Source organism: Streptomyces sp. NPDC047061 (assembly GCF_040643955.1).
In the GTDB taxonomy this organism is placed as follows: Bacteria; Actinomycetota; Actinomycetes; order Streptomycetales; family Streptomycetaceae; genus Streptomyces.
On sequence record NZ_JBEYVI010000041.1, the window covers coordinates 59,046 to 80,283 of the forward strand.

General features: G+C 71.6%; 21 protein-coding genes. 9 read left to right on the top strand and 12 right to left on the bottom strand.

The annotated features are described in order from the left end of the window. Positions 1–47 precede the first annotated feature (47 nt). Complete coding sequence (locus tag ABZ887_RS40425) at positions 48–953, top strand: LysR family transcriptional regulator (protein WP_361301594.1); 906 nt, start codon at positions 48–50, stop codon at positions 951–953. A gap of 6 nt (positions 954–959) precedes the next feature. On the opposite strand, the gene ABZ887_RS40430 is transcribed toward ABZ887_RS40425, so the two are convergent. From ABZ887_RS40430 to ABZ887_RS40465, 8 genes are all read right to left on the bottom strand, one after another. Beyond that, positions 960–1,082 (bottom strand): hypothetical protein, encoded by a 123-nt coding sequence (locus ABZ887_RS40430; RefSeq protein WP_361301597.1) that lies wholly within the window; start codon positions 1,080–1,082, stop codon positions 960–962. Continuing rightward, the gene (locus ABZ887_RS40435) at positions 1,079–1,264 is read right to left on the bottom strand and encodes a hypothetical protein (protein ID WP_361301600.1); all 186 of its coding nucleotides are present in this window, start codon (positions 1,262–1,264) and stop codon (positions 1,079–1,081) included. Before ABZ887_RS40435 ends, ABZ887_RS40430 begins: the two co-directional genes overlap by 4 nt. Further along, complete coding sequence (locus tag ABZ887_RS40440) at positions 1,251–1,907, bottom strand: DUF6338 family protein (protein WP_361301603.1); 657 nt, start codon at positions 1,905–1,907, stop codon at positions 1,251–1,253. The genes ABZ887_RS40435 and ABZ887_RS40440 overlap by 14 nt, the downstream gene beginning before the upstream one ends. Next, positions 1,904–2,959: a tetratricopeptide repeat protein gene (locus ABZ887_RS40445; RefSeq protein WP_361301606.1), complete on the bottom strand. Its 1,056-nt coding sequence runs from the start codon at positions 2,957–2,959 to the stop codon at positions 1,904–1,906. Before ABZ887_RS40445 ends, ABZ887_RS40440 begins: the two co-directional genes overlap by 4 nt. After that, positions 2,956–6,363, bottom strand: a complete 3,408-nt coding sequence (locus ABZ887_RS40450; RefSeq protein WP_361301609.1) for a CHAT domain-containing protein — start codon at positions 6,361–6,363, stop codon at positions 2,956–2,958. Before ABZ887_RS40450 ends, ABZ887_RS40445 begins: the two co-directional genes overlap by 4 nt. A 257-nt stretch (positions 6,364–6,620) precedes the next feature. Then, on the bottom strand, positions 6,621–7,229 hold the full coding sequence (locus tag ABZ887_RS40455) for a TetR family transcriptional regulator (protein WP_361301612.1): 609 nt from the start codon (positions 7,227–7,229) through the stop codon (positions 6,621–6,623). Then, positions 7,226–8,719: an MFS transporter gene (locus tag ABZ887_RS40460; protein WP_361301615.1), complete on the bottom strand. Its 1,494-nt coding sequence runs from the start codon at positions 8,717–8,719 to the stop codon at positions 7,226–7,228. Before ABZ887_RS40460 ends, ABZ887_RS40455 begins: the two co-directional genes overlap by 4 nt. A 97-nt stretch (positions 8,720–8,816) precedes the next feature. Then, a complete protein-coding gene (locus ABZ887_RS40465; RefSeq protein WP_361301708.1) occupies positions 8,817–10,007 on the bottom strand; it encodes an FAD-dependent monooxygenase in 1,191 nt (396 codons plus the stop codon). 343 nt (positions 10,008–10,350) lie between these two features. On the opposite strand from ABZ887_RS40465, the gene ABZ887_RS40470 reads away from it, so the two are divergent. Then, a complete protein-coding gene (locus ABZ887_RS40470; protein WP_361301618.1) occupies positions 10,351–10,758 on the top strand; it encodes a tyrosinase cofactor in 408 nt (135 codons plus the stop codon). Positions 10,759–10,785: 27 nt separating this feature from the next. Beyond that, a complete protein-coding gene (locus ABZ887_RS40475) occupies positions 10,786–11,616 on the top strand; it encodes a tyrosinase family protein (RefSeq protein ID WP_361301621.1) in 831 nt (276 codons plus the stop codon). A gap of 39 nt (positions 11,617–11,655) precedes the next feature. On the opposite strand, the gene ABZ887_RS40480 is transcribed toward ABZ887_RS40475, so the two are convergent. Then, positions 11,656–12,357, bottom strand: coding sequence for a ribonuclease H (locus ABZ887_RS40480; protein ID WP_361301624.1), 702 nt, complete (start codon positions 12,355–12,357; stop codon positions 11,656–11,658). A 47-nt stretch (positions 12,358–12,404) separates the two neighbouring features. After that, a complete protein-coding gene (locus ABZ887_RS40485; RefSeq protein ID WP_361301626.1) occupies positions 12,405–13,199 on the bottom strand; it encodes a VOC family protein in 795 nt (264 codons plus the stop codon). A 148-nt stretch (positions 13,200–13,347) separates the two neighbouring features. On the opposite strand from ABZ887_RS40485, the gene ABZ887_RS40490 reads away from it, so the two are divergent. The 4 genes from ABZ887_RS40490 (at position 13,348) to ABZ887_RS40505 (ending at position 18,045) form a co-directional block, all read left to right on the top strand. Beyond that, the gene (locus tag ABZ887_RS40490; protein ID WP_361301711.1) at positions 13,348–14,355 is read left to right on the top strand and encodes a zinc-binding alcohol dehydrogenase family protein; all 1,008 of its coding nucleotides are present in this window, start codon (positions 13,348–13,350) and stop codon (positions 14,353–14,355) included. 228 nt (positions 14,356–14,583) lie between these two features. After that, positions 14,584–16,026 (top strand): family 2B encapsulin nanocompartment shell protein, encoded by a 1,443-nt coding sequence (locus ABZ887_RS40495; protein WP_361301629.1) that lies wholly within the window; start codon positions 14,584–14,586, stop codon positions 16,024–16,026. Between the two features lie 17 nt (positions 16,027–16,043). Beyond that, positions 16,044–17,096, top strand: coding sequence for a family 2 encapsulin nanocompartment cargo protein terpene cyclase (locus ABZ887_RS40500; RefSeq protein WP_361301632.1), 1,053 nt, complete (start codon positions 16,044–16,046; stop codon positions 17,094–17,096). 64 nt (positions 17,097–17,160) lie between these two features. Continuing rightward, complete coding sequence (locus tag ABZ887_RS40505) at positions 17,161–18,045, top strand: geranyl diphosphate 2-C-methyltransferase (RefSeq protein WP_361301635.1); 885 nt, start codon at positions 17,161–17,163, stop codon at positions 18,043–18,045. A 60-nt stretch (positions 18,046–18,105) separates the two neighbouring features. Here ABZ887_RS40505 and ABZ887_RS40510 read toward each other — a convergent pair whose 3' ends face one another. Further along, positions 18,106–18,588 (bottom strand): VOC family protein, encoded by a 483-nt coding sequence (locus tag ABZ887_RS40510; protein ID WP_361301638.1) that lies wholly within the window; start codon positions 18,586–18,588, stop codon positions 18,106–18,108. 91 nt (positions 18,589–18,679) lie between these two features. Between ABZ887_RS40510 and ABZ887_RS40515 the strand changes: the two genes are divergently transcribed. Continuing rightward, positions 18,680–19,504, top strand: coding sequence for a class I SAM-dependent methyltransferase (locus tag ABZ887_RS40515; RefSeq protein ID WP_361301641.1), 825 nt, complete (start codon positions 18,680–18,682; stop codon positions 19,502–19,504). Positions 19,505–19,727: 223 nt separating this feature from the next. Then, a complete protein-coding gene (locus ABZ887_RS40520; RefSeq protein WP_361301644.1) occupies positions 19,728–20,615 on the top strand; it encodes an RNA polymerase sigma factor SigF in 888 nt (295 codons plus the stop codon). An 85-nt stretch (positions 20,616–20,700) separates the two neighbouring features. On the opposite strand, the gene ABZ887_RS40525 is transcribed toward ABZ887_RS40520, so the two are convergent. Continuing rightward, the gene (locus tag ABZ887_RS40525; RefSeq protein WP_217551993.1) at positions 20,701–21,153 is read right to left on the bottom strand and encodes an ATP-binding protein; all 453 of its coding nucleotides are present in this window, start codon (positions 21,151–21,153) and stop codon (positions 20,701–20,703) included. Positions 21,154–21,238 lie beyond the last annotated feature (85 nt).

The following is a 21,238-nucleotide window of genomic DNA, read 5'->3' on the forward strand; positions in this document are numbered from 1 at the left end:
AATGCATTTCAGGCATCGGTGCAGGTCGTCGGTTTTATGCTGGAGGCATGGCTGATCCGGTTTCCGGCCCCGACCTCGATCTGCGGCTCGTCCGGTACTTCACCGTCGTCGCCGAGCAGCGGCACTTCGGGCGGGCCGCAGGTGCCCTGCACATCACCCAGCCCGCGCTGAGCCGGCAGATCCAGCGGCTGGAGCAGGTGCTGGGTGCGCGGCTCTTCGACCGCACCCCGCAGGGGGCCCGGCTCACCGAGGCCGGCGAGGTGTTCCTGGCGCGGGCCGGGGCGTTGCTGCGGGCCGCGGGCGAGGCCGCCGCCGTCACCCGGGCCGCCGCCGAGCCCAGCCGGATCACCGTCGGGTACATCAACGGCATCTTCGTCACCCCGGCCGTGCGCGAGCTGCGCCGCCGCTTCCCGGACGCCGACGTGCGGACCGTGCACCTCGACTGGCCCGAGCCGCGCGAGGCCTTGCTGGCGGGGCGCGTGGACGCGGTCGTGACCCGGCTGCCGCTGCGCACCGACGGGTTGCGGGTGACGGTCCTCCACGACGAGCCACGCGTCCTGGTGGTACCGCTGGACCACCGGCTGGCCGGGAAGGAGTCGGTCACCCTCGACGACATCGCCGACGAGCCGCTGCCCCGTGGGAAGGATCCGCTCTGGAACGCGTTCTGGCGCGTCGATCCCCGGCCGGACGGCAACCCGGCGCCCGACGGTCCGCTGATCGGCGCGGTGGAGGACAAGTTCGAGCATGTCGCCGCCGGGCAGGCCGTGGCGATCGTGCCCCTGGTGCCGGGCGCGACCCTCCGCCCCGATCTCACCGCGGTCCCACTGCACGGCGTCGAGCCGAGCCACGTGGTGCTGGCGACCCGTGCCGGCGACAACCACCGACTGCTGACCGCCTTCCGGAGGTCGGCCGAGGCACTGCTGACGGGGCCGGAGCCGGGCCTGGGCCAGTAGTGCCCGTCAGGTCTTGGCGTTGGCGCTGATCCGGCGTCTGCGCAGGCAGGACCGGATCGCGCGGTTGCTGCACGCCTCGTGCAGCACCCCGGCGGACGCCGCCCGGAAGCGCGCACGCGGTCGCCTCACTGCGGTGACGGGTCGCCGTCCTGTTCCGCGGTGGTGGAGACACCGGCCGGTCCCTCCGGAGGCAGGGCCTGGGCCTCGGGCACTTCCTCCTTCTTGGGATGGTGGGTGCCACGCGGCGGGCCCGCCCAGCTCGCGAAGTCGTCGTCGAGTTCCTCGTAGTCGGCGGCGTCAGACTGCGGCATCGGAGTCCCCCCGGGGTGTGTCGCGGCGCGGTTCGTGGAATTCCAGCAGGTCGATGTCGGCGGCCCGGACGTACAACCCGGCCGTGCCGCTCATCCGTGGTCCGAAGGTACCGTCCGGCTCCATCCGGTACTGGGACTCCAGGTAGAGGTCACCGGGCTGCGGATAGGCCGAGGCACGCGAGCGCGTTCCGTACCAGCCGCCGGCCCAGCCGCCGTTCTTCAGCCGGACCCGGACGAAACACGCCCCGCGGTCCTGGAAGAGAGCGTCCCACGCGGTGGGCGTCCCCTCGTGCACGGCGGCGCGCCGACGCCGGATCCAGTACGCCTCCGCCCATGCCACCAGCGTCGGCACGACGACGGCGAGGAGCAGCAGCCAGAGTCCGGCCTCCCGCGGCTGCTCGGCGACACCGGTCAGGGGCCGCTTCCCCATGCCCCGCAGCTGCCGTATCAGGTGGGGACCGACGGTGATCAGATATGCGGCGTCGAGCAGGACCCCGACGGCGAGGGCGCGCAGGAACCGGTTGTTCACCTCCTGTTCGGCCTCACGGATCCCGAGGAGCCGCTCCCTCGCGAAGAGGTAGGAGGTGCCGGGCAGCACCAGCAGCACCAGGATCGCGAGCTGCTGGACGGTACTTGGTGTCATGGTCCGCTCCCCCGCTCGCGCGCGCTGACGGCCGCGTTCCGGGCCAGTGTGCTCAGTGCGCCGAGGTCCAGATGATAGGCGCGGGTCTTCACCCACTCGGCCGGGGACGGCTTGACCAGCTCCACTTCCCGCCCGGCCCGCTCCATCAGTTCGATCGTCGCCGGCTCGTCGTCCTCGTGGAAGGCGAGCCAGGCGCCTACGAGCAGCAGGAATGCCGCCAGCAGGCGTTCCCGTGGCCGGGCGCGCCGCTCCAGCAGGGCCAGGGCACGGGAGAAGCACGTCCTCGTGCGCGGCACGATGCCCCGCAACGCGCTCTCCACACCGTCGTCGACCAGGGCGCGCACCTCGCGCAGGGCGCCGGGGCCGAGCGGTGGCGCGTCCGCCGGGTCGCCGATGCGCCGGTCCGCCTCCAGCAGGAGCCGGGTCGTCTCCCGCCGCATCGACCGGGCGCCCCCGAGCGACTCGGTCAGCACCAGGACCCGGTCCAGGACGGCGATCGCGTCCGTCACCTGTCCACGGTCGAGGAGCGCCTCCCCGAGCAACCGGGAGGCCCGCGCGGTTTCCGGCTGCCGGTCCGCCGCCTCGAAGACGGCACGGCACTCCTGGAGGAAGGCGAACTCGGCCTCCCCGGTCGGCCGCCCGGCCTCCAGCGCGAGCAAGGCGTTCGCACCGGCCTTGAACAGCGTCTCCTCGTCGCCGCCACGGCGTGCGTGCGTCCAGCTCTCGAGATACGCGGCGAGGCCCTTCTCAAGGTCGTCCGCCTGGCTGTGGGCGACCCCGAGGTTGAGCAGGACGTGGCCGAGCAGCGCCGGGTCGTCCGCCGCCAGGCCCCTGGCGATCCGCCGGGCCCGCAGCCCTGCGGCGAAGGCCTCGTCGTAGCGTTCCTCCTGGGCGTAGGCCAGGCAGAGCGAGCCCAGTACGGCGGCGACGTCCCGGTCCGAGAGCGTGCGCCGGACGGCCGGGGTGTCGACGAGCGCGAAGCGTGCGACCCGTTCGTAGGCCGGCATGTGCAGGAAGTCGGCCGCGGTCGTGTCCGGCGCCTCGGTCATCATGCCCCCACCATGCTGAAGGGTGCCCACAGGAACGGGTGCCGGAAAGGAAGCGCCGGCACCCGGCGGGACATCAGCCGCCGGCGGATCTCGGCGGGGAGCCAGTCCAGGCCCAGCAGTTCGGGGACGGTGGCCGAGCGCAGCCACAACTGGGCCCACCGCAGCGCCTGTGCGGGCGATTCGGCAACGCCGCGCGGTGTGCCGTACGGGGGCGGCTCGACGCCGTGGCCGAGCAGCCGCCGGTAGAACGCGATCATCAACAGCACGGCCGCGGTGTCGTTCGTCCTCCAGCGCGTGCAGACGACACCCGCTCCGCCGGCCAGCAGGATGCCGGTCGGCAGCCCGATCGCCTCGTCCGGCAGGCGGGGGTCGACGAGCCCGGTGTCACAGGCCGACAGGGTCACCAGCCGGGCCCGCTCCAGCGGCCGGGGACGTGCGTTCAGCAGGTCGGCCAGGGTGATGCGGTCGCCGCCGAGGTCGAGCCTGGAGGCGAGCGGATCGGTCGGGTCGTAGGCGCCGTGGCATGCCAGGTGGACGTGGCTGCCGCCGGACAGCGCGTCGAGCAGGTCCCCCTTTGTCCACCCGTCCTTTGCCCCGGGCGGATCGCCGGTGACGTCCCGGCTCTCCCCCACCGCGGCGAACAGCCGCCGCAGCGTCTCCACTTCCTGCGCGGCGAGCAGTCCGCCGTCATCCCCCGGGGCGGACGCCGCCACGAGAAGGGGTTCCGACGGCGGTGCCGCGGCCCGGTGCCGGGCCGCGAGAAGCAGTCGCACCGACGGTGCGTACGCGACCGCGCAGGTCGCGAGCAGCGGCTCGCCCGTCGAAGGAAGACGTGCGGCGTGCAGGGGCAGATGGGCGGTGGGGCCACAGGCGATCACGACCACGCCGGTCGCCGTGCCGAGCGCCTCGGCGACCGGTCCGATCAGCTCCTTCCCGAGCCGCGGGAGCAGCTCCCGCAGCTCCGCCCCCTTCTCGGCCACGGTTGCGGAGAAGGCGGCGGCCAGCGCGCGGGCGTCCGCCGCCGTCAGCGTGGACTCCACGGCTTCGACGCGGGGCCCGGGATCGCTCTCGTGCCGGACGATCAGGGACAGGCTCCCGTTCTTCGTCGCGGCGATGTAGCAGAGCGGCTCTCCCGGTCGTGCGGCCCCCAGGAGGTCGGCCCGCGTCGTCTCCCGCAGGAAGGACTCCATACCCGGCAGCGCCCTGACCCGGGCCAGGGCGGCGGCCAGTTCAGCTCTGGCTTCGTCGAGAACTCCGCCCAGCTCGTACTCGGCCGAGTCCAACTCCCCCCCGCCGTCCCGCGGGGCTCCCTGCCGGCTCAGCTCACGGTTGCGGGCCTCCAGGGTCTGTACGGTTTCGGCGGCTCGCACGTAGGCGGTGTGGGTCTCCGGGTCCGTCCGCGCCAGCCGGTGAAGCTGGTCGTGATCCGGTGAGAGGGCCAGATTGAAGTTGCGTGTTCTGCCGCGCTCCAGGCAGAGCAGCGCCTCTTCCAACCCGCCCGCGCGCGCGAGTGCGTAGGCGGCCCGCTGATGCAGATCCCGGGCCGAGTTCAGCCGCAGCTCCCGCGAGGAGCTCACCAGGCAGGCGCGGAACAGCTGTTCGTCCGCCTCCACCGCCTGCTGGTACGCGTCGGCCGCCGCGGACCAGTCGGTCCGTTCCGTGAAAGCGTCACCCAGTTGTTCCGCCGCGGTGCGCAGCAGGTCGCTGCGACCGTGGGCGCGGTCCGTCGCTTCCCGCAGAACGGACAGCTCCCGCTCGCGAAGTTCGTCCTCCCGGGAGGGGTCCAGCTTGCGGCAGACCCGGCACGCCTGTGCCAAGGAGACGAGCTGGAAGGCGAGTTCGAATCCGGTCGGGAGACCCTCGTAGGCGGCGACGGCGTCTTCGATGTGCCCCAGCCCCCGCCGTGCCGTGGCGGCAGCATGTCCCACCCCGTCTCTCTCGGCCTGCTCGAGCAGGGCCCAGCCGAGCTTGGACATGCTGCGTGCCCACAGGTGGGGAGCGGTGTCCCGGTGGCGGTTCACGAGGGCGGCCTCGTGGCACCGGATCTCCTCGTCGTACTCGCCGAGTTCGCCTGCGACGACGGCCAGCTTGTCGTAGGTGCTGGAGGCCTCGCCGCGGTCGCCGACCCGCTCGTAGACGGCGAGCGCCCGCAGCAGGTGCTCGCGTGCGCGAAGACTGTTCTCCCGGCTGTCCCCGCGCATTCTCTTGGAGAGTGAGACCGCCAGTCGGGCCTGCGTGTTGGCCCACTGCTCGGGATCGCTCTCTTCCGATTCGACGGCGTCCAGCTGCTCGTACAGCCGCACCACGTGCTCCCTGTTGACGGCCGGGTCGCCTTGTTGCCGTACGTTGTACGCGCCGGCGAGGAAACTCTGGGCGTCGCACCAGAGCTCCTTGTCCCGGGCGGGGTCGAGCCGGGCGACGACCGGTTCCAGCAGGCCGATGGCCTCTTCGATCTGGCCGGGTGCGGACTGGGTGCCCTGGTCCATCAGCACCTTCGCCAGCTCGCTGCGGACCCGTGCCCACGTCCCGGTACCGCGCTCCGGCCCTGTCTCTTCCAGAGCCGCCCGCAGATGCCGGATGGCCAGCTCCTGGTTGGCGTGGACGTCACCCGTGTAGCGCTGGCCATAGGCGCGTGCCAGCTCGTATCGCGCTATGGCCCAGCCCTGCGGGTCCTCCTCCCTCGACATGCTGCGCGCTCTGCGCAGCAACAGGCCGATGGCCCGTTCCAGGCCGACGACGTCCTGCCCGCGGTTCACACTGCTGAGCATCATGCCCAGCGTCATCTCCAGGTCGCCCCGCAACTCGGGCTGGTCACGGTCGCCCAACAGCTCCAGAGCCCGCTCCGCCAGACGCGCCAGCTCCTCCGCGAGCGGCCTGTCGCTCAGGGACCGGCCGAGCCCGGCACGCCCGGACGCCACCAGTTCGGCGCCGATCCGCAGCACTTCGGGCGGCGGTGCCGAGCGCCGCGGCTTGACCCTGCACCTGCGCGGCCCTCCGCCCGCCGAGGCGCCGCGCGCCGTCGGCGCCAGGACTCCCCGTGCCGCGTCGAACGGCACGGACAGGACGCCGGAGTTCTCCGCCTCCTCCGCGCTCACCGGCCCCAGCCTGTCGAGCAGCGCCTCCACGTAGAGCTTCTTGTTGGTCTCGTCCTGCTCGGACGGGGTGTGAGGTGGATAGAAGTAGACCAACTGCCCGGTCGCCTCGCCGCGGTACACCAGCAGCGGGAAGAACCGGGCCTTCCTCGCACCGCAGGACGGACAAGTGACCGACGGCACCTTGCCCTTGATCACTCCCTGGACCAGGTCCGGCCGTGCCAGGGCGTCGACGACCATGTACGTGTCGTCCTGGACGGCCTCGCCGCACCTGTGGCACTGCCAGTCGTGCCTGATCCGAATCGAGTAGTTCACCGGCCCCCCGACCGACGTAAGACGCTCCGAACGAGGACCCCCTCCCCGTGCGCACCGGAGGTCCTCGGGGTGCGGTCACCGAACCACAGACGCACCGTCACCCGATGCCCCACTGTAGGGACACACAGTGACAACCGCCGCGTGAACCCGTTTTTCCGCCATCGGGCGCCTCGTGCGGGCTCTCGATGCCCCCCGCGTGAACACTCATGATCCGCCGGACAGACCGCAGGGCCAGGGCTAGGGGGCTACGGCTACGGCTACGGCGTCAACTGGGCCTGGACGGCGGGACCGTACCGGTCGGCGATGTCACCGATGTCGGCGGCCGCCCAGTCGCGCAGCTTCGGGCCGCGGGCGATGCCGTACATCACGCCCAGGCCGATGAGCTGGGCGACGGCGAGTTCGGCGCGCAGGTCCGGGTCGGGGCCGGAGAGCCGGGCGGCGAGGGCGTCGACCACGTGGGCGCGGAAGTTGGCGCGCAGCACGTCCCCGTGGTCACCGTGCAGGGGCGCGAAGACGATCCGCAGCAGCGGGTCGGCGCCGCGGTCGCGCTGGCTCTCCAGGACGTGCCGGACCATGTGCCGGCCGAGTTCCTCCAGGGGTGCGTCGAGCAGCGCGGCCGCGTCGGTGTCGAAGGACATGACCCGGGCGAAGAGGCTGTCCTTGTTGCCGAAGTACTTGAGGATCAACGGCGCGCTCACCCCGGCGCGTTCGGCGACGTCCTTGAGGGTGATGTCGGCGTGCGCGTGCCGGGCGAGGAGATAACGGGCGGCCTTGAGAATGGCCGCCTTGGTGGCCTCCGCGTCCCGTCGTGCGGGGGCGGGCGCGGGCGCGGAGGGGGTGCCGGGTCGGGTGCTCACGGCACTCATGCTCCCTCCAGCGCGTCGTCCCTCGCACCCTCGGCACGGTCCCGGGTGCGGACGGGGCCGGCGGGAGCCCGGTCGCCGGGTATGGAGAGGGCCGCGGCGGCGGCCGCGAGGGCGACGGCGCCGGCCATCGTGAAGGCCAGCAGGTAGCCGTGGAGCGTGGCGACGGGAACGCCGCCGACGAGGCTGGTGTGGTGGGTGAGGACGGCGGCCACGGCGGCGCTGGAGGTGGCCTGGCCGATGGTCCGCATCAGGACGTTGACGCCGTTGGCGGAGGCGGTCTGGCTGGCCGGGACGGCCCGCAGGATCAGCGTGGGCAGCGCGGAGTAGGCGAGGGTGGTGCCGGTGGCGACGACGGTCGCGCCCAGGATGATCATCCAGAGGTCGCGGCTGTCGGCGATGCGGACCACGTATCCGCAGGCGATGACGGCGGCGCCGAGGGCCAGGGTGACGCGCGGGCCGCGGGCGGCGGAGATCCGGGCGGAGACCGGCGAGAACAGCAGCATGGTCACACCGCCGGGCAGCAGGCACAGGCCGGTGGCCACGATCGACAGGCCGAGGCCGTATCCGGTGGCCTTCGGCGCCTGCACCAGCTGGGCGGTGACCAGGGAGTTGGCGTAGAAGGCGAACCCGGTCAGCAGGGCGGCGACATGCGAGAGGCCGACCCGCGGCCGGGACACGAGGCGCAGGTCGACCAGCGGCTGTCCGGTCCGCAGCTGCTGCCACCACCACAGGGCCAGCACGAGGACGGCGGCGCCGAACAGTCCGAGGACGCGCGGGCTGCCCCAGCCCCACTGGCCGCCCTGGGAGACACCGAGCAGCAGAGACGTCAGCCCGGCGGCCAGCCCGAGGGTGCCGAGGACGTCGAACCGGCCGGGCTCGCGCACCGGCGACTCCCGGACCGCCCACCAGACCGCCGCGACACCCAGCGCCCCGAGGAGGCTGGTCAGCCAGAACATGGTGTGCCAGTCGTAGTACTGCACCACCAGCGCGGCCAGCGGCAGGCCCAGGGCGGCTCCGATGCCGACGGTGGAGCTCATCAGCGCCACCGCCGACCCCCGGCGCTCGGGCGGCAGTTCGTCGCGCAGGATGCTGATCGACAGGGGTACGACGGAGGCGGCGGCGCCCTGGAAGGCGCGGGCGACGATGAGCACGGTGATGTCCGACGACAGGGCGCACATCACGGAGCCCACCGTCATCAGCGCGAGGGCCCCGGTGAGCACCCGGCGCTTGCCGTACATGTCACCGGCCCGGCCGAGCACCGGCGTGAGGACGGCCCCGGCGAGCAGGGTCGCGGTGACCGTCCAGGAGACGGCACCGGCCGAGGAGTGGGTGAGACGGGGCAGGTCCGGCAGGAGCGGGACGACCACCGTCTGCATGACGGCCATCAGGATCCCGCAGAAGGCCAGCACCGGGATGGTCAGCCGCTCCCGCAGCGGAGGCGGTGCGGCGGGCGGTTCCGGGGAGCCGGCTGTCGGGGCGGGCTGGTCCATCGGCACTCCTGCGGGCGACGCGGAAAACTAGGTGAATGCGAATTCACCCTATCGGGTGAATTACCTTTCACCCAAACATCCCGCGTCCGTAAGGCTCCTACGACCGGACGTGCAGGGCGCGCGCCGCCCGCGGCCCGAGCCACCGCTTGAAGCGGCGCAGCACCTCCAGCCTTCCGGCCGCCTTGTCGAGGCCGTAGTAGAGCTGCGGCGGGACGTACGGCAGCAGGGGCGAGTGCCGCTGGCCGAGCAGGGCGAACATGCGGTGCGGGGGCAGGCCGATGTAGCGGGGCAGGCTCTCGTACCACTGGGCGCTGAGGCGGGCCGCGCTCTGCGCGGAGACGATCTCGGCCTTGCGCCGCCGTTCGTAGGCGGCCAGCGCCTGCGGCAGGGCGGCATGCTCGCGCAGTGCGTCGGCGAGGCACATCGCGTCTTCGAGGGCGAGGGTGGTGCCGGCGCCGATGGAGTAGTGGGTGGTGTGCGCGGCGTCACCGAGCAGGACGAGGTTGCCGTGGTGCCAGGTGCGGTTGGTGAGAGTGCGGAAGGCCGGCCAGGCCGACGAGGAGCCGCCGGTCAGCGGGTGGCCGTCGAGGATGCCGGCGAACAGCTTCTCCAGCAGGACCAGTTGGCCGGCCTCGTCCGTCGCGTCGAGGCCGAGTCCGGTGAGGGTGTCCGGGGCGCACTCGATGACGCAGGTGCTGTGCCCGTCGTCGTACGGGTAGCCGTAGCACCAGACCCAGCCGTGCTCGGTCTCGACGAAGGCGAAGGTGAAGGAGTCGAAGACCCGGGTGGTGCCGAGCCACACGTAGTGGTTGCGGCCCTCGACGGCCTCGGCGCCGAAGTGGTCGGCGTACTGGGTGCGCAGGGCGCTGTGGATGCCGTCGGCGGCGACGACCAGGTCGGCCTCGGGGAGGTTCCCGGGGGTGATCTCGCCCTCGAACTCCAGCCGGACGCCGAGGGCGCGGGCGCGTTCGGCGAGGATCTCCAGGAGGCGGTGGCGGCCGATGCCGTGGCCCGCGTCGCCGGGCTGCCGGGTCTGCCGGTCGCGGACGTGGGCGACGCCCTGGGTCCAGCGCACCGAGCTCTCCTCGACGGCCCGCGCCGACTCCGCGTCGTACGCGTGCAGCCGGTCGAGCAGTGCGCGCCAGTAGGTGACGCCCCAGCCGTAGGTGGAGCCCTCCGGGTTGCGTTCGTGGACGGTGATGTCGTGGGACGGGTTCTGCCGCTTGAGCAGGATCGCGAGATACAGGCCGGCGGGCCCGCCTCCGACGCAGACGACCTTCACGCACACACCCCTGGGTTTCACCGAACGTGGTCAATTGGCACCGGAGGGTAGCAGCGCGACGGCGCCCGGCCGGGTTTTCGAATCGCGCCAGTTTGGCGCCGTGAGCCACGCCACCCGGACGGCGGACCGTCGCGAAAGATCACCGGAAAGCCGCCCGCCCGAGCAAGGAATTCCCCGTTCCGGGTCGGGCGGGGCCACCATGACGACAAGATCATCTTCGTTCAATCTTGTATGACATGTAGTCAATTGTCCTGATCGTAGCCAACCCGATCCGGGCGATTTCTCCCGCTCCGGAACCGGCGGATAGGCATACGGGGTCATGACCCGCACCCGTCACAGGAGCATCCGTATGCCCGAACTCACCCGCCGTCGCGCACTCACCGCGGCGGCCGCCCTCGCCGCCGCGGCCGGAGTCCAGACCCTCGTCGCATCCGGCGCCTCGGCCGCCGGCCACTCGCACGGGGGATCGCTCGAACCCTTCGACGAGGTCTACAAGGGCCGCCGGATACAGGGCCGGCCGTCCGGCATGGGCGACATGGGCGGAATGAAGGGAATGGACGGCGGTCACCATCACGGACACGGCACCGGATACGCGGTGCTCGTGGACGGGGTCGAACTGCACGTGATGCGGAACGCCGACGGCAGCTGGATAAGCGTGGTCAGCCACTACGACCCGGTCGCCACCCCGCGTGCCGCCGCCCGCGCCGCGGTCGACGAGCTGCAGGGCGCCGCGCTGCTGCCGTTCCCCGCCAACTGACCGCCCCGTACCAGGAGTTTCCCGCACATGACCGTACGCAAGAACCAGGCCAGTCTGACCGCCGACGAGAAGCGGCGGTTCGTCGCCGCCGTCATCGAGCTGAAGCGCGGCGGGCGTTACGACGACTTCGTGCGCACGCACAACGCCTTCATCATGTCCGACACCGACGACTCGGAGCGCACCGGCCACCGTTCGCCGTCGTTCCTGCCCTGGCACCGCAGGTTCCTGCTCGACTTCGAGCAGGCCCTCCAGTCGGTGGACCCCTCCGTCGCGCTCCCCTACTGGGACTGGAGCGCCGACCGGACCGTCCGCGCCACACTGTGGGCGCCCGACTTCCTCGGCGGTACCGGGCGCAGTTCGGACGGGCGGGTGACGGACGGGCCGTTCGCCGCCACCGGCGGGAACTGGCCGGTCAACGTCCGTGTGGACGGCCGTACTTATCTGCGCAGGTCGCTCGGGACGAGTGTGCGCGAGCTGCCGACCCGGGCCGAGGTCGACTCGGTCCTGTCCATGGCGACGTACGACATGGCGCCCTGGAACAGCGCCTCGGACGGCTTCCGGAACCACCTGGAGGGCTGGCGCGGGGTCAACCTGCACAACCGGGTCCACGTCTGGGTCGGCGGGCAGATGGCCACCGGGGTCTCCCCCAACGACCCGGTGTTCTGGCTGCACCACGCCTTCATCGACAAGCTGTGGGCGCGGTGGCAGCGCCGGCACCCGGAGGCGGCCTATGTGCCGGGCGGTGGCACGCCGGACGTGGTGGACCTGGACGAGACGATGAAGCCGTGGAACGACGTGCGGCCGGCGGATCTGCTCGACCACACGAAGTTCTACACGTTCGACACCCTGGAGGCCTGATCGGGCCGCGGCATCAGGCGTCGGTAGCGGGCCCCCGCATCAGGCCTCCGCCGTGCGGCATTCCGGGTGGCCCCAGCCCTGCGCGTTCTTGGCGATGGACTCGCCGGCCGCGTAGGAGCGGCCGCACAGGCAGCGGCCGGGGAACTTCGCCTTGAGGGTGCGGGACGAGGAGCCGCCCGCCGCGCTCTTGCGGGGTGCCGCCTTGCGGCGCGGCGCCCCGGCGGAGGCGGCGGGCGTCGCAGAAGGCGGGGGTACGGGGGAGCCGAGGGCGCTGCCCGCGGCCTCCTGGACCACGGCCGCCTGGCTGGCCGCGCGGTCGGCGAAGTCGTTCAGCGGGTCGCCGTCGACCTGGTGGGCGGGGACGTAGCGGAAGTCGACCGTGCGGCCGTCGAGGAGTTCGTCGATGCGGACGACCAGGTCCTGGTTGGCGACCGGCTTGCCCGCGGAGGTCTTCCAGCCGTTGCGCTTCCAGCCGGGCAGCCAGCTGGTGACGGCCTTCATCGCGTACTGCGAGTCCATCCGCACCTCGAGCGGCACGTCCGGGTCGGTGGCCGCCAGCAGTTGTTCCAGGGCGGTCAGTTCGGCCACGTTGTTGGTGGCCCTGCCGAGCGGTCCGGCCTCCCAGCGGGCCGGAGTCGCCGCGTCGTCGGACACCACCCAGGCCCAGCCCGCCGGTCCCGGGTTTCCCTTAGAAGCCCCGTCGCACGCGGCCACCGCTCGTTCACGCATGGCCCCGATCATGCCACGGCCGGGCGGGGTGCCCGGCCGTGGTCCTGGATCAGCGCAGGTCAGACGTCCGTGGTCGGCGGCATCTCACCCTCGGTGGTCGTGACGTCGATCACCGAGAAGTTGGCGCCCTGCGGGTCGCTGAGCGCCGCGAACCGGCCGAAGGGGCTGGTCATCGGCCCGAAGCGGAGCACCGCGCCGAGCTTGGTCGCCTTGGCGACGGCCTCGTCGCAGTCGGCGACGGTGAAGTACACGTTGACGTACGAGGGAATCTCGGGCGGGAAGTCGTCGGTCATCCGCATCCGGCCGAGGACCGGCTGCTCACCGAGGCTGAACGTGCGGAAGTCGACGTTGTCGTCCTCGATCTGCCGGACCGTGTACGGGAAGACGGCCGCGAAGAAGGGGTCGGCCTTCTCGGGCTCGCGGGTGAAGACCTCCGCCCAGCAGTAGGCGCCGGGCACGGCCGTGGCCTCGAAGCCCTCGTGGACGCCGCCCTGCCAGATCCCGAACACCGCGCCGCTGGGCTCGCGGGCCAGGCACATCGTGCCGAAGTCGCCGACCTGCATAGGCTCCATGAGCACCTCGCCGCCGTTCTCCCGGATCCGCGCGGCGGCGGCAGCCGCGTCCGGCGAGGCGAAGTACAGGCACCACTGCGACTGCCCCTCCTGCCCGGGCATGGGCGGTACGACGGCGGCGACGGCCTTGCCGTTCGCGTAGGCCTGGGTGTAGTTGCCGTATTCCGAGGACGACTCGCCGAAGGTCCAGCCGAGGACCTCGCCGTAGAAACTCTTGGCCCCCTCCAGATCGCCGAACATCGCGTCGGCCCAACAGGGGGTTCCTTCAGGTTGTACCGCCATCGCCGCGGCCCTTCCGATCGAGCGGGTTCTCCCGGTTCCTCACGCTAGTCACCGGGAGGTCCGCCCGCGCGCCGAACGCCGGACTCCGGCGGACACTGGGAAGGGAGTCGGCGGCCTTCGGCGGACGGGGCGCGGTATGGCGGACGTGATGCGGGCGTGGTCGGTGCAGCGGCCCGGGCCGGTCGAGGCGGATCCGCTGCGGCTGGTCGAGCGGCCGGTGCCGGCGCCCGGGGCGGACGAGCTGCTGGTGCGGGTGCGGGCCTGCGGGGTGTGCCGGACCGATCTGCATGTCACCGAGGGGGATCTGCCGGTGCACCGGGCCGGGGTGACGCCTGGGCACGAGGTGGTCGGCACGGTCGCGGGGACGGGCGCCGAGGTGGCGGACTTCGCGGTCGGTGACCGGGTGGGGGTGGCCTGGCTGCGGCGCACCGACGGGGAGTGCGCGTACTGCCTGCGGGGCGCCGAGAACCTGTGCCCGCACTCGGAGTACACCGGCTGGGACGCGGACGGCGGTTACGCGGAGTACACGACCGTGCCGGCCGCCTTCGCCTACCGGCTGCCCGGCGTCCTCGACGACGTCGCGCTCGCGCCGCTGCTGTGCGCCGGGATCATCGGCTACCGCGCGCTGCGCCGGGCCTCGCTCCCGCCGGGCGGTCGGCTCGGACTGTACGGCTTCGGCGGCAGCGCCCACCTGTGCGCACAGGTGGCGCTCGCGCAGGGCGCGCGGGTGCATGTGCTGACCCGGGGTGCCGAGGCGCGGCGTCTGGCCCTGGAGCTGGGCGCGGCCTCGGCGCGGGACGCCTACGAGGCACCGCCCGAGCCGCTCGACAGCGCGATCCTGTTCGCGCCGGTCGGCGACCTGGTGCCGGTGGCGCTGCGCGCCCTGGACCGGGGCGGGGTGCTGGCGGTCGCGGGCATCCACCTCAGCGACGTACCGCCGCTGACCTACGAACGCGAGCTGTTCTACGAGCGGGAGCTGCGCAGCGTCACCTCCAACACCCGTGCCGACGGGCGGGAGTTCCTCGCGCTCGCCGAGCGGCACGGCGTGCGCGCGACCACCCACGCCTACCCGCTGTCGGAGGCCCCGCGGGCGCTGCGGGACCTCAAGGCCGGGCGCTTCGACGGGGCCGCGGTGCTGGTGAACGACCTTTCCTGAGCTCAACCCCCGGGTGGCGCGGGCACGAGAGCGGGCGACCGGCGCACGATCGGGAAACGCAACCCTTTCCACCCCGAACTCCAGGTTTGCGCAACTAAGGCATGCAACCGCCCCTTTCGCGCCGTACCCGTAGATCACCACGACTGTTTGGCTTGTCGGTGCGCACCACCACCTCGCACACCACCGACCCTTCGGGTCACCGTCGTTCACCGCTCTGCTGGAGGGAATGTGTCCACACCGGACAGCGTCATCGGCTCCGCCGTCGACGAGCCCGAGCCGGATCCGACCGCCGACGGGCAGCTCACCAGCCTGAGCACCCGGGCGGCACGCCAGCTCGCCACGACCACCAAGTCCGAACCGCAGATGCAGGCGATCACCTCCCGGTGGCTGCTGAAGACGCTGCCGTGGGTGGACGTGAGGGGCGGCACCTACCGGGTCAACCGGCGCCTCCAACTGCGCACCGGGCGGGGCCGGGTGAGTTTCGAGCACAACGGCGGGGACGACATCCGGGTCATCCCGGGAACCCTCACCGAACTGCCGATCCTGCGCGGATACGACGACCCGGACGCGCTGACCCAGATCGCCGACCGGTTCCAGCCCCGCGAGGTGCGCGCCGGGCAGGTGCTGTTCGAGGCGGGGCAGCCGGTCACCGAGACCTACCTGGTGGTGCACGGCCGGTTCATCCGGTATGCGGCCGGCAAGTACGGCGAGGAGGAGGTCGTCGGGGTTGTCACCGACGGCGACCAGATGGGCGACGAGGCGGTCGGCCAGACCGATCCGCTCTGGCTCAGCTCGGTCCGGGCGGAGACCGCGGGCGTGGTGCTCGCGCTGCCCTGGACGGTCGCCGAGGAGATCATGGACCGGGTGCCGTCGCTCGGTGCTCATCTCCAGGCCTATGTCGACCGGCAGCGGCTGCCGATGAACCGCAAGGGCGAGGCCGAGGTGCCGGTGCAGGCCGGCCACACCGGCGAGCCGACCCTGCAGGGCGGCTTCGTAGACTATGACCTCGCGCCGCGCGAATACGAGTTGTCGCTCACCCAGACCGTGCTGCGGGTGCACTCCCGGGTCGCCGACCTCTACAACCACCCGATGGACCAGACCCAGCAGCAGCTGCGCCTCACGGTCGAGGAGATCCGCGAGCGCCAGGAGTGGGAGCTGGTCAACAACCGGGAGTTCGGGCTCCTGCACAACATCGACTACGGGCAGCGGATCAGTTCCTTCACCGGTCCGCCGACCCCGGACGACATGGACGAGCTGATCTCCATGCGCCGCAAGACCAAGGTGATCCTGGCCCACCCCAAGGCGATCGCGGCCTTCTTCCGGCAGTGCAACCGGCGCGGCCTCGTGCCCCCGTCCACCCATGTCGACGGGCACGAGATCCCGGCCTGGCGCGGGGTCCCGATCTACCCGTGCAGCAAGATCCCGATCAGCGACGACCACACCACCAGCATCATCGCGCTGCGCACCGGCGAGGCCGACCAGGGGGTCATCGGCCTCTACCGGACCGGCATCCCCGAGGAGTTCCAGCCCGGCCTGAACGTCCGTTTCATGGGCGTCAACGAGCAGGCCGTCATCAACTACCTGGTCACCGCCTACTACTCGCTCGCCGTCCTGGTCCCCGACGCGGCCGGGATCCTGGAGAACGTCCAGCTCGGCCGCACCGCCGACTGACGGCCTGGAGCACATCCATGAGCACAACCACCACCTCCTACGCCCTGCCGGGACCGCCGAACATCGCGGAGCGGCTGCGCCCGGTCCGGCGCACCGGGGCGGTCCCCGGACTGCACTACCGGCCGGCCGTGCCCGCCGACCCGGAGAAGGCCGCCGAGCTCGACCGCCGCCTCGAGGCCTGGGCCCGCGAGCTGGACCTGTTCCCCGCGGCCTGGAAGGGGGACTTCGCCGGCTTCCAGTTCGGCCGGGCCGTCGTCCTGCAGCATCCGGGCGGCCTCGACCTGGACCGGCTCACCGTCGCCGGGAAGCTGCTGCTCGCCGAGAACATCGTGGACTCCTGCTACTGCGAGGAGGACGAGGGTCGGGGCGGGTCCCGGCGGGGTCTCGGCGGCCCGCTGATCATCGCCCAGTCGGCGCTCGACCCCTACCACGGCATCCCGGAGCTGGAGGAGGAGTGGCGCGAGGGCATCCAGGCGGACGGCCCGCTGCGCTCGTACCACCACGCCCTCGCGGACTACGCGACCTTCGCCACGCCCAGCCAGACGGCCCGGTTCGTGCACGACATGGCCCGGCTGCACATGGGCTACCTCGGCGAGGCCGCCTGGATGGAGACCGGGTACGTACCGCGGGTCTGGGAGTACCTGGTGATGCGGCAGTTCAACAACTTCCGCCCGTGTCTGTCGCTCGTCGACGCGGTGGACGGCTACGAACTGCCCGAACAGCTCTACGCCCGCCCGGAGATCCAGCGGATCACGGCCCTCGCCTGCAACGCCACCACGGTCATGAACGACCTGTACTCCTTCACCAAGGAGCTGGCGAGCGACCCGGACCACCTGAACCTGCCGCAGGTGGTGGCCGCCAACGACCGGCGCGGGCTGAAGGCGGCCTATCTGAAGTCGGTCGGCATCCACAACCGGATCATGGAGGCCTTCGAGGAGGAGTCGGCCGCCCTGGCCGCCACCTCGCCGCTGGTCGCGCGCTACGCCGAGGGGCTGGCCGCCTGGGTCGCCGGCAACCACGAATGGCACGCCACCAACACCAACCGCTACCACCTGCCCGACTACTGGTAGCCACCGAGCCATCCGGAACGCCGGATCACCGAAACACCGTCAGAAACACTTCGAGGAGCAACTGTTGACGACCGCCCCTGTCGCTCGGAAGACCACCCCGTCAGCCCCGGTGCCGACCCAGTCCAGGTACCAGAACAGCGTCGCGGAGTACTGGAACGCCGAGGAGAACCCGGTCAACCTCGAACTCGGAAAGATCGACGACCTCTACCACCACCACTACGGCATCGGTGAGGCCGACTGGTCGGTGCTCGACGAGCCCGACCCGGCGCTGCGCAAGGAGCGCGTCACCGGTGAGCTGCACCGCCTGGAGCACGCCCAGGCCGAGCTGCTGGCCTCCCACCTCGGCGCCCTCACGTCGGCCGACCGGGTCTTCGACGCGGGCTGCGGCCGCGGCGGTGGCAGCATCGTGGCGAACCTGCGCTACGGCTGCCACTCCGACGGGGTGACCATCTCCGCCAAGCAGGCCGACTTCGCCAACGAGATGGCCCGCAAGCGGGAGGTCGGCGACAAGGTCCGCTACCACCACCGGAACATGCTGGACACCGGCTTCGACACAGGCGGGTACGCGGCCTCGTGGAACAACGAGTCCACGATGTACGTCGAGTTGGAGCTGCTGTTCGCCGAGCACGCCCGGCTGCTGCGCCGCGGCGGCCGCTATGTGACGATCACCGGCTGCTACAACAACACCTACGGGCAGGCGTCCCGCGAGGTGTCCCTGATCAACGCGCACTACATCTGCGACATCCACCCGCGCTCGGAGTACTTCCGGGCGATGGCCGCCAACCGGCTGGTGCCGGTCCACGTGGAGGACCTCACCGCCGCGACGATCCCGTACTGGGAACTACGCAAGCAGGCCGACCATCTGGTGACGGGGATCGAGGACGCGTTCCTCACCGCGTACAAGAACGGCAGCTTCCAGTACCTGCTGATCGTGGCCGACCGGGTCTGATCCGGCGGCGGGTCCACGAGGGGGCGGTGTCCGCGGACACCGCCCCCGTCCCCGTGCGGTTCACTCCCCCGCGTACGCCTTCCGCAGCGCGGCGATGTCGAGCTTGCCCATGCTGTACATGGCCCGGGTGGTGCGCGCGGCCCGCTCCGGGTCGGCGTCGCCGATCATCTCGATCAGCCCGTCCGGGATCACCTGCCAGGACACGCCGTACCGGTCCTTGAGCCAGCCGCAGGGACCGGGTTCGCCGCCGTTCTCGGTGAGTTTGGCCCAGTAGTGGTCGACCTCCTCCTGCCCGTCGCAGTAGATCTGGAAGGAGATCGCCTCGGTGAACTTGAACTGCGGGCCGCCGTTGATGGCCACGAACTTCTGCCCGTTGGCCGTGAAGTCGACGGCCAGCACGGATCCCGCCTCCCCCGGCCCGGCCTCGTTGTACCGGCCGACCTTCCCGATGCTGGAGTTCTTGAAGATCGACACGTAGTAGTGGGCGGCCTCCTCGGCCTGCCCGTCGAACCAGAGACACGTGGTGAATCCGTCGGTGGTCATGGGTACCTCCCGGGAGCGGCGAACGCGGTCATGTGTACCGACCCCCGCCCGCCAGGAAACTAATCGCTGGCTCCGCAGGACGGGCATCGGCATGCTGCCCTGCGTGGACGCACTGGAATTCAGGGTGAAAGAACCGAAGCTGCGGGACATCTTCGACCAGGACGCCGAACTGTACGAGCGGGCCCGGCCCCGCTACCCCGCCTCGCTGGTCGAGGAACTGGTCCGGGTCGCGGGGGCCGGGCCGGGCGTCCGGGTGCTGGAGATCGCCGCGGGCACCGGCAAGCTCACCGTCGATCTGGCCGGCTCCGGCTGTTCGATCACCGCCGTGGAGATCGGCCCGAACATGGCCGCCGTGGCCCGTCGGCAACTGGCGGAGTTCCCCGGGGTGGAGGTGGTGGTCGCGGCCTTCGAACAGTGGGAGCTGCCGCCGGAGCCGTTCGACGCGGTGGTCTGCGCGACCGCCTTCCACTGGCTCGACCCGGCGGTCCGGATGCCCAGGGCGGCCCGGGCGCTGCGCCCCGGCGGGCTGCTCGGCGTCGTCGCCACCCACCATGTGGCGGGTGGCACCGAGGACTTCTTCGCCGAGGTCCAGGAGTGCTACGAGCGCTGGGATCCGGCCACCCCGCCGGGTTTTCGCCCGACCCGCGAGTCCGATCTCGCGACCGACAGGACCGAGTTCACCGGCTCCCCGCACTTCACCGGCGTCGCCGTGCACGGCCATCCGCAGGAGATCACGTACACCACCGACGGGTACATCGACCTGCTGCTCACCTACTCCAACCACCGTGCGCTCCCGGAGGCCGCCCGGAACGGGCTGCTCGCGGACATCCGCGAGCTGATCGACTCCCGGTACGACGGCGTCGTCACCAAGCGGTACTGGCACGAGCTGATCACGGCGGTGCGCGTCGGAACGTAGGCCCCTCGTCCTCCTCGCCCCCTCCCCCACGGACCGTCACCGGCTGTTTTCGGCCACGCCCGGAGTCAGGACGCATGCGTCGCGTCACCCCGGGTACCCGAGCGTCAAGGCACGCATGGGACGTCCGGCTCCGGGTACCCGGGTCTGGGCGACACCTGGACAGGGCCGGGACGACACCGGCCGAAGAGGCAGCCGCCGAAACATGAGTGACCTGGGAGAGGTAATGAACACCGCCGGGATCCGGTCGGAAGCAGTGAACACCGCTCACCCCGTCGAAGCGTGGACGCCGGAGGGGGCACTGCCAGGAATCGAGGACCCGAGGACCGTCGCCCCGCGCGACGCACGCCAGCTGTCCCGTCAGTTCTTCCAGCGGCTCGGTGAGCTGGAGGAGGGCACCCCCGAGTACCAGTACGCCCGCAACACGCTCATCGAGATGAACATGTCGCTGGTGCGGTTCGCGGCCGGACGGTTCCGCAACCGCGGCGACGACATGGAGGACATCGTCCAGACCGGGATGATCGGCCTGATCAAGGCCATCGACCGGTTCGAGCTGTCGCGCGAGGTCGAGTTCACCTCCTTCGCGCTGCCGTACATCGTGGGCGAGATCAAGCGGTTCTTCCGTGACACCACCTGGGCGGTGCACGTACCGCGCCGGCTCCAGGAGCTGCGTGTGGAGCTGGCCAAGGCGCGCGAGGAGCTCTCCAGCCGCCTGGACCGGGAACCGACCGTCGCCGAGCTCGCCACGCTCATGAACCTGTCCGAGGACGAGGTGGTCGAGGGCCAGCTGGCCTCCAACGGCTACAACTCCTCCTCCCTGGACGCCGCGCTGACCGGGGACGGCCCGGAGGACGGCGAGGCGGTGCTGGCCGACTTCATCGGTGTCGAGGAGGACGGGCTGCGGCTCGTCGAGGACTTCCAGTCGCTGGCCCCGCTCATGGCCGAGCTGAGCGAACGGGACCGGGAGATCATCCATCTGCGGTTCGTGGAGGAGGCCACGCAGGCGGAGATCGGCGAGCGGCTCGGCTGCTCCCAGATGCATGTCTCCCGCCTGATCAAGCGGATCATCACGCGGCTGCGCCAGGGGATGCTGGGCGAACTCGGCTGCGCCTGACGGCTGGATCCCGGGCGCCGCCCCGCCGCACCGACGTGCGGGGCGGCGCCCGCGGTGCCCCGCACGGAGCCCGCCGCCCCTTGATTCACCCGGGGAAACGCACCAGCGCGCGCACCCGCTTCCCGACCGGTACCCGTTCGGCACTCACCTCCACGGCCAGGGCATGGACGATCTCCAGCCCGTGCCGGCCGACCCGCTCCGGGTCCCTGGGGAAGCGCCGGGGCAGGGCGACGCTGCTGTCGTACACGGAGACCAGGACCGCGCTGTCCGTGCCTTCCAGTTCGAGGATGTACGGGCCGTTGCTGTGCCGGTCCGCGTTGGTGACCAGCTCGCTCACCACGAGGAGCAGCTCACCGTCGGCCCGGGGGTCGATCGCGGCACACCACTCGGTCCTGAGCTGCTCCAGGAAGCGGGCCGCGAAGTCCCGCGCCTCGGCGATGCAGCCGGGCTCGCCGGTGTAGTGCGCCGCGCGTCGCAGCGGCTCCACGGGTACGTCGAAGCCAGTCGGTATCACTGCCCCGCCCAGGTGTTCGATCATGCGTTCTCTCCAGGAGGCCGGCCCGGCCGGTCGCTTTGCATCCATGCTCGTACCCCGCGTGCGGGCCGACAGTCCCCGCGAGTGT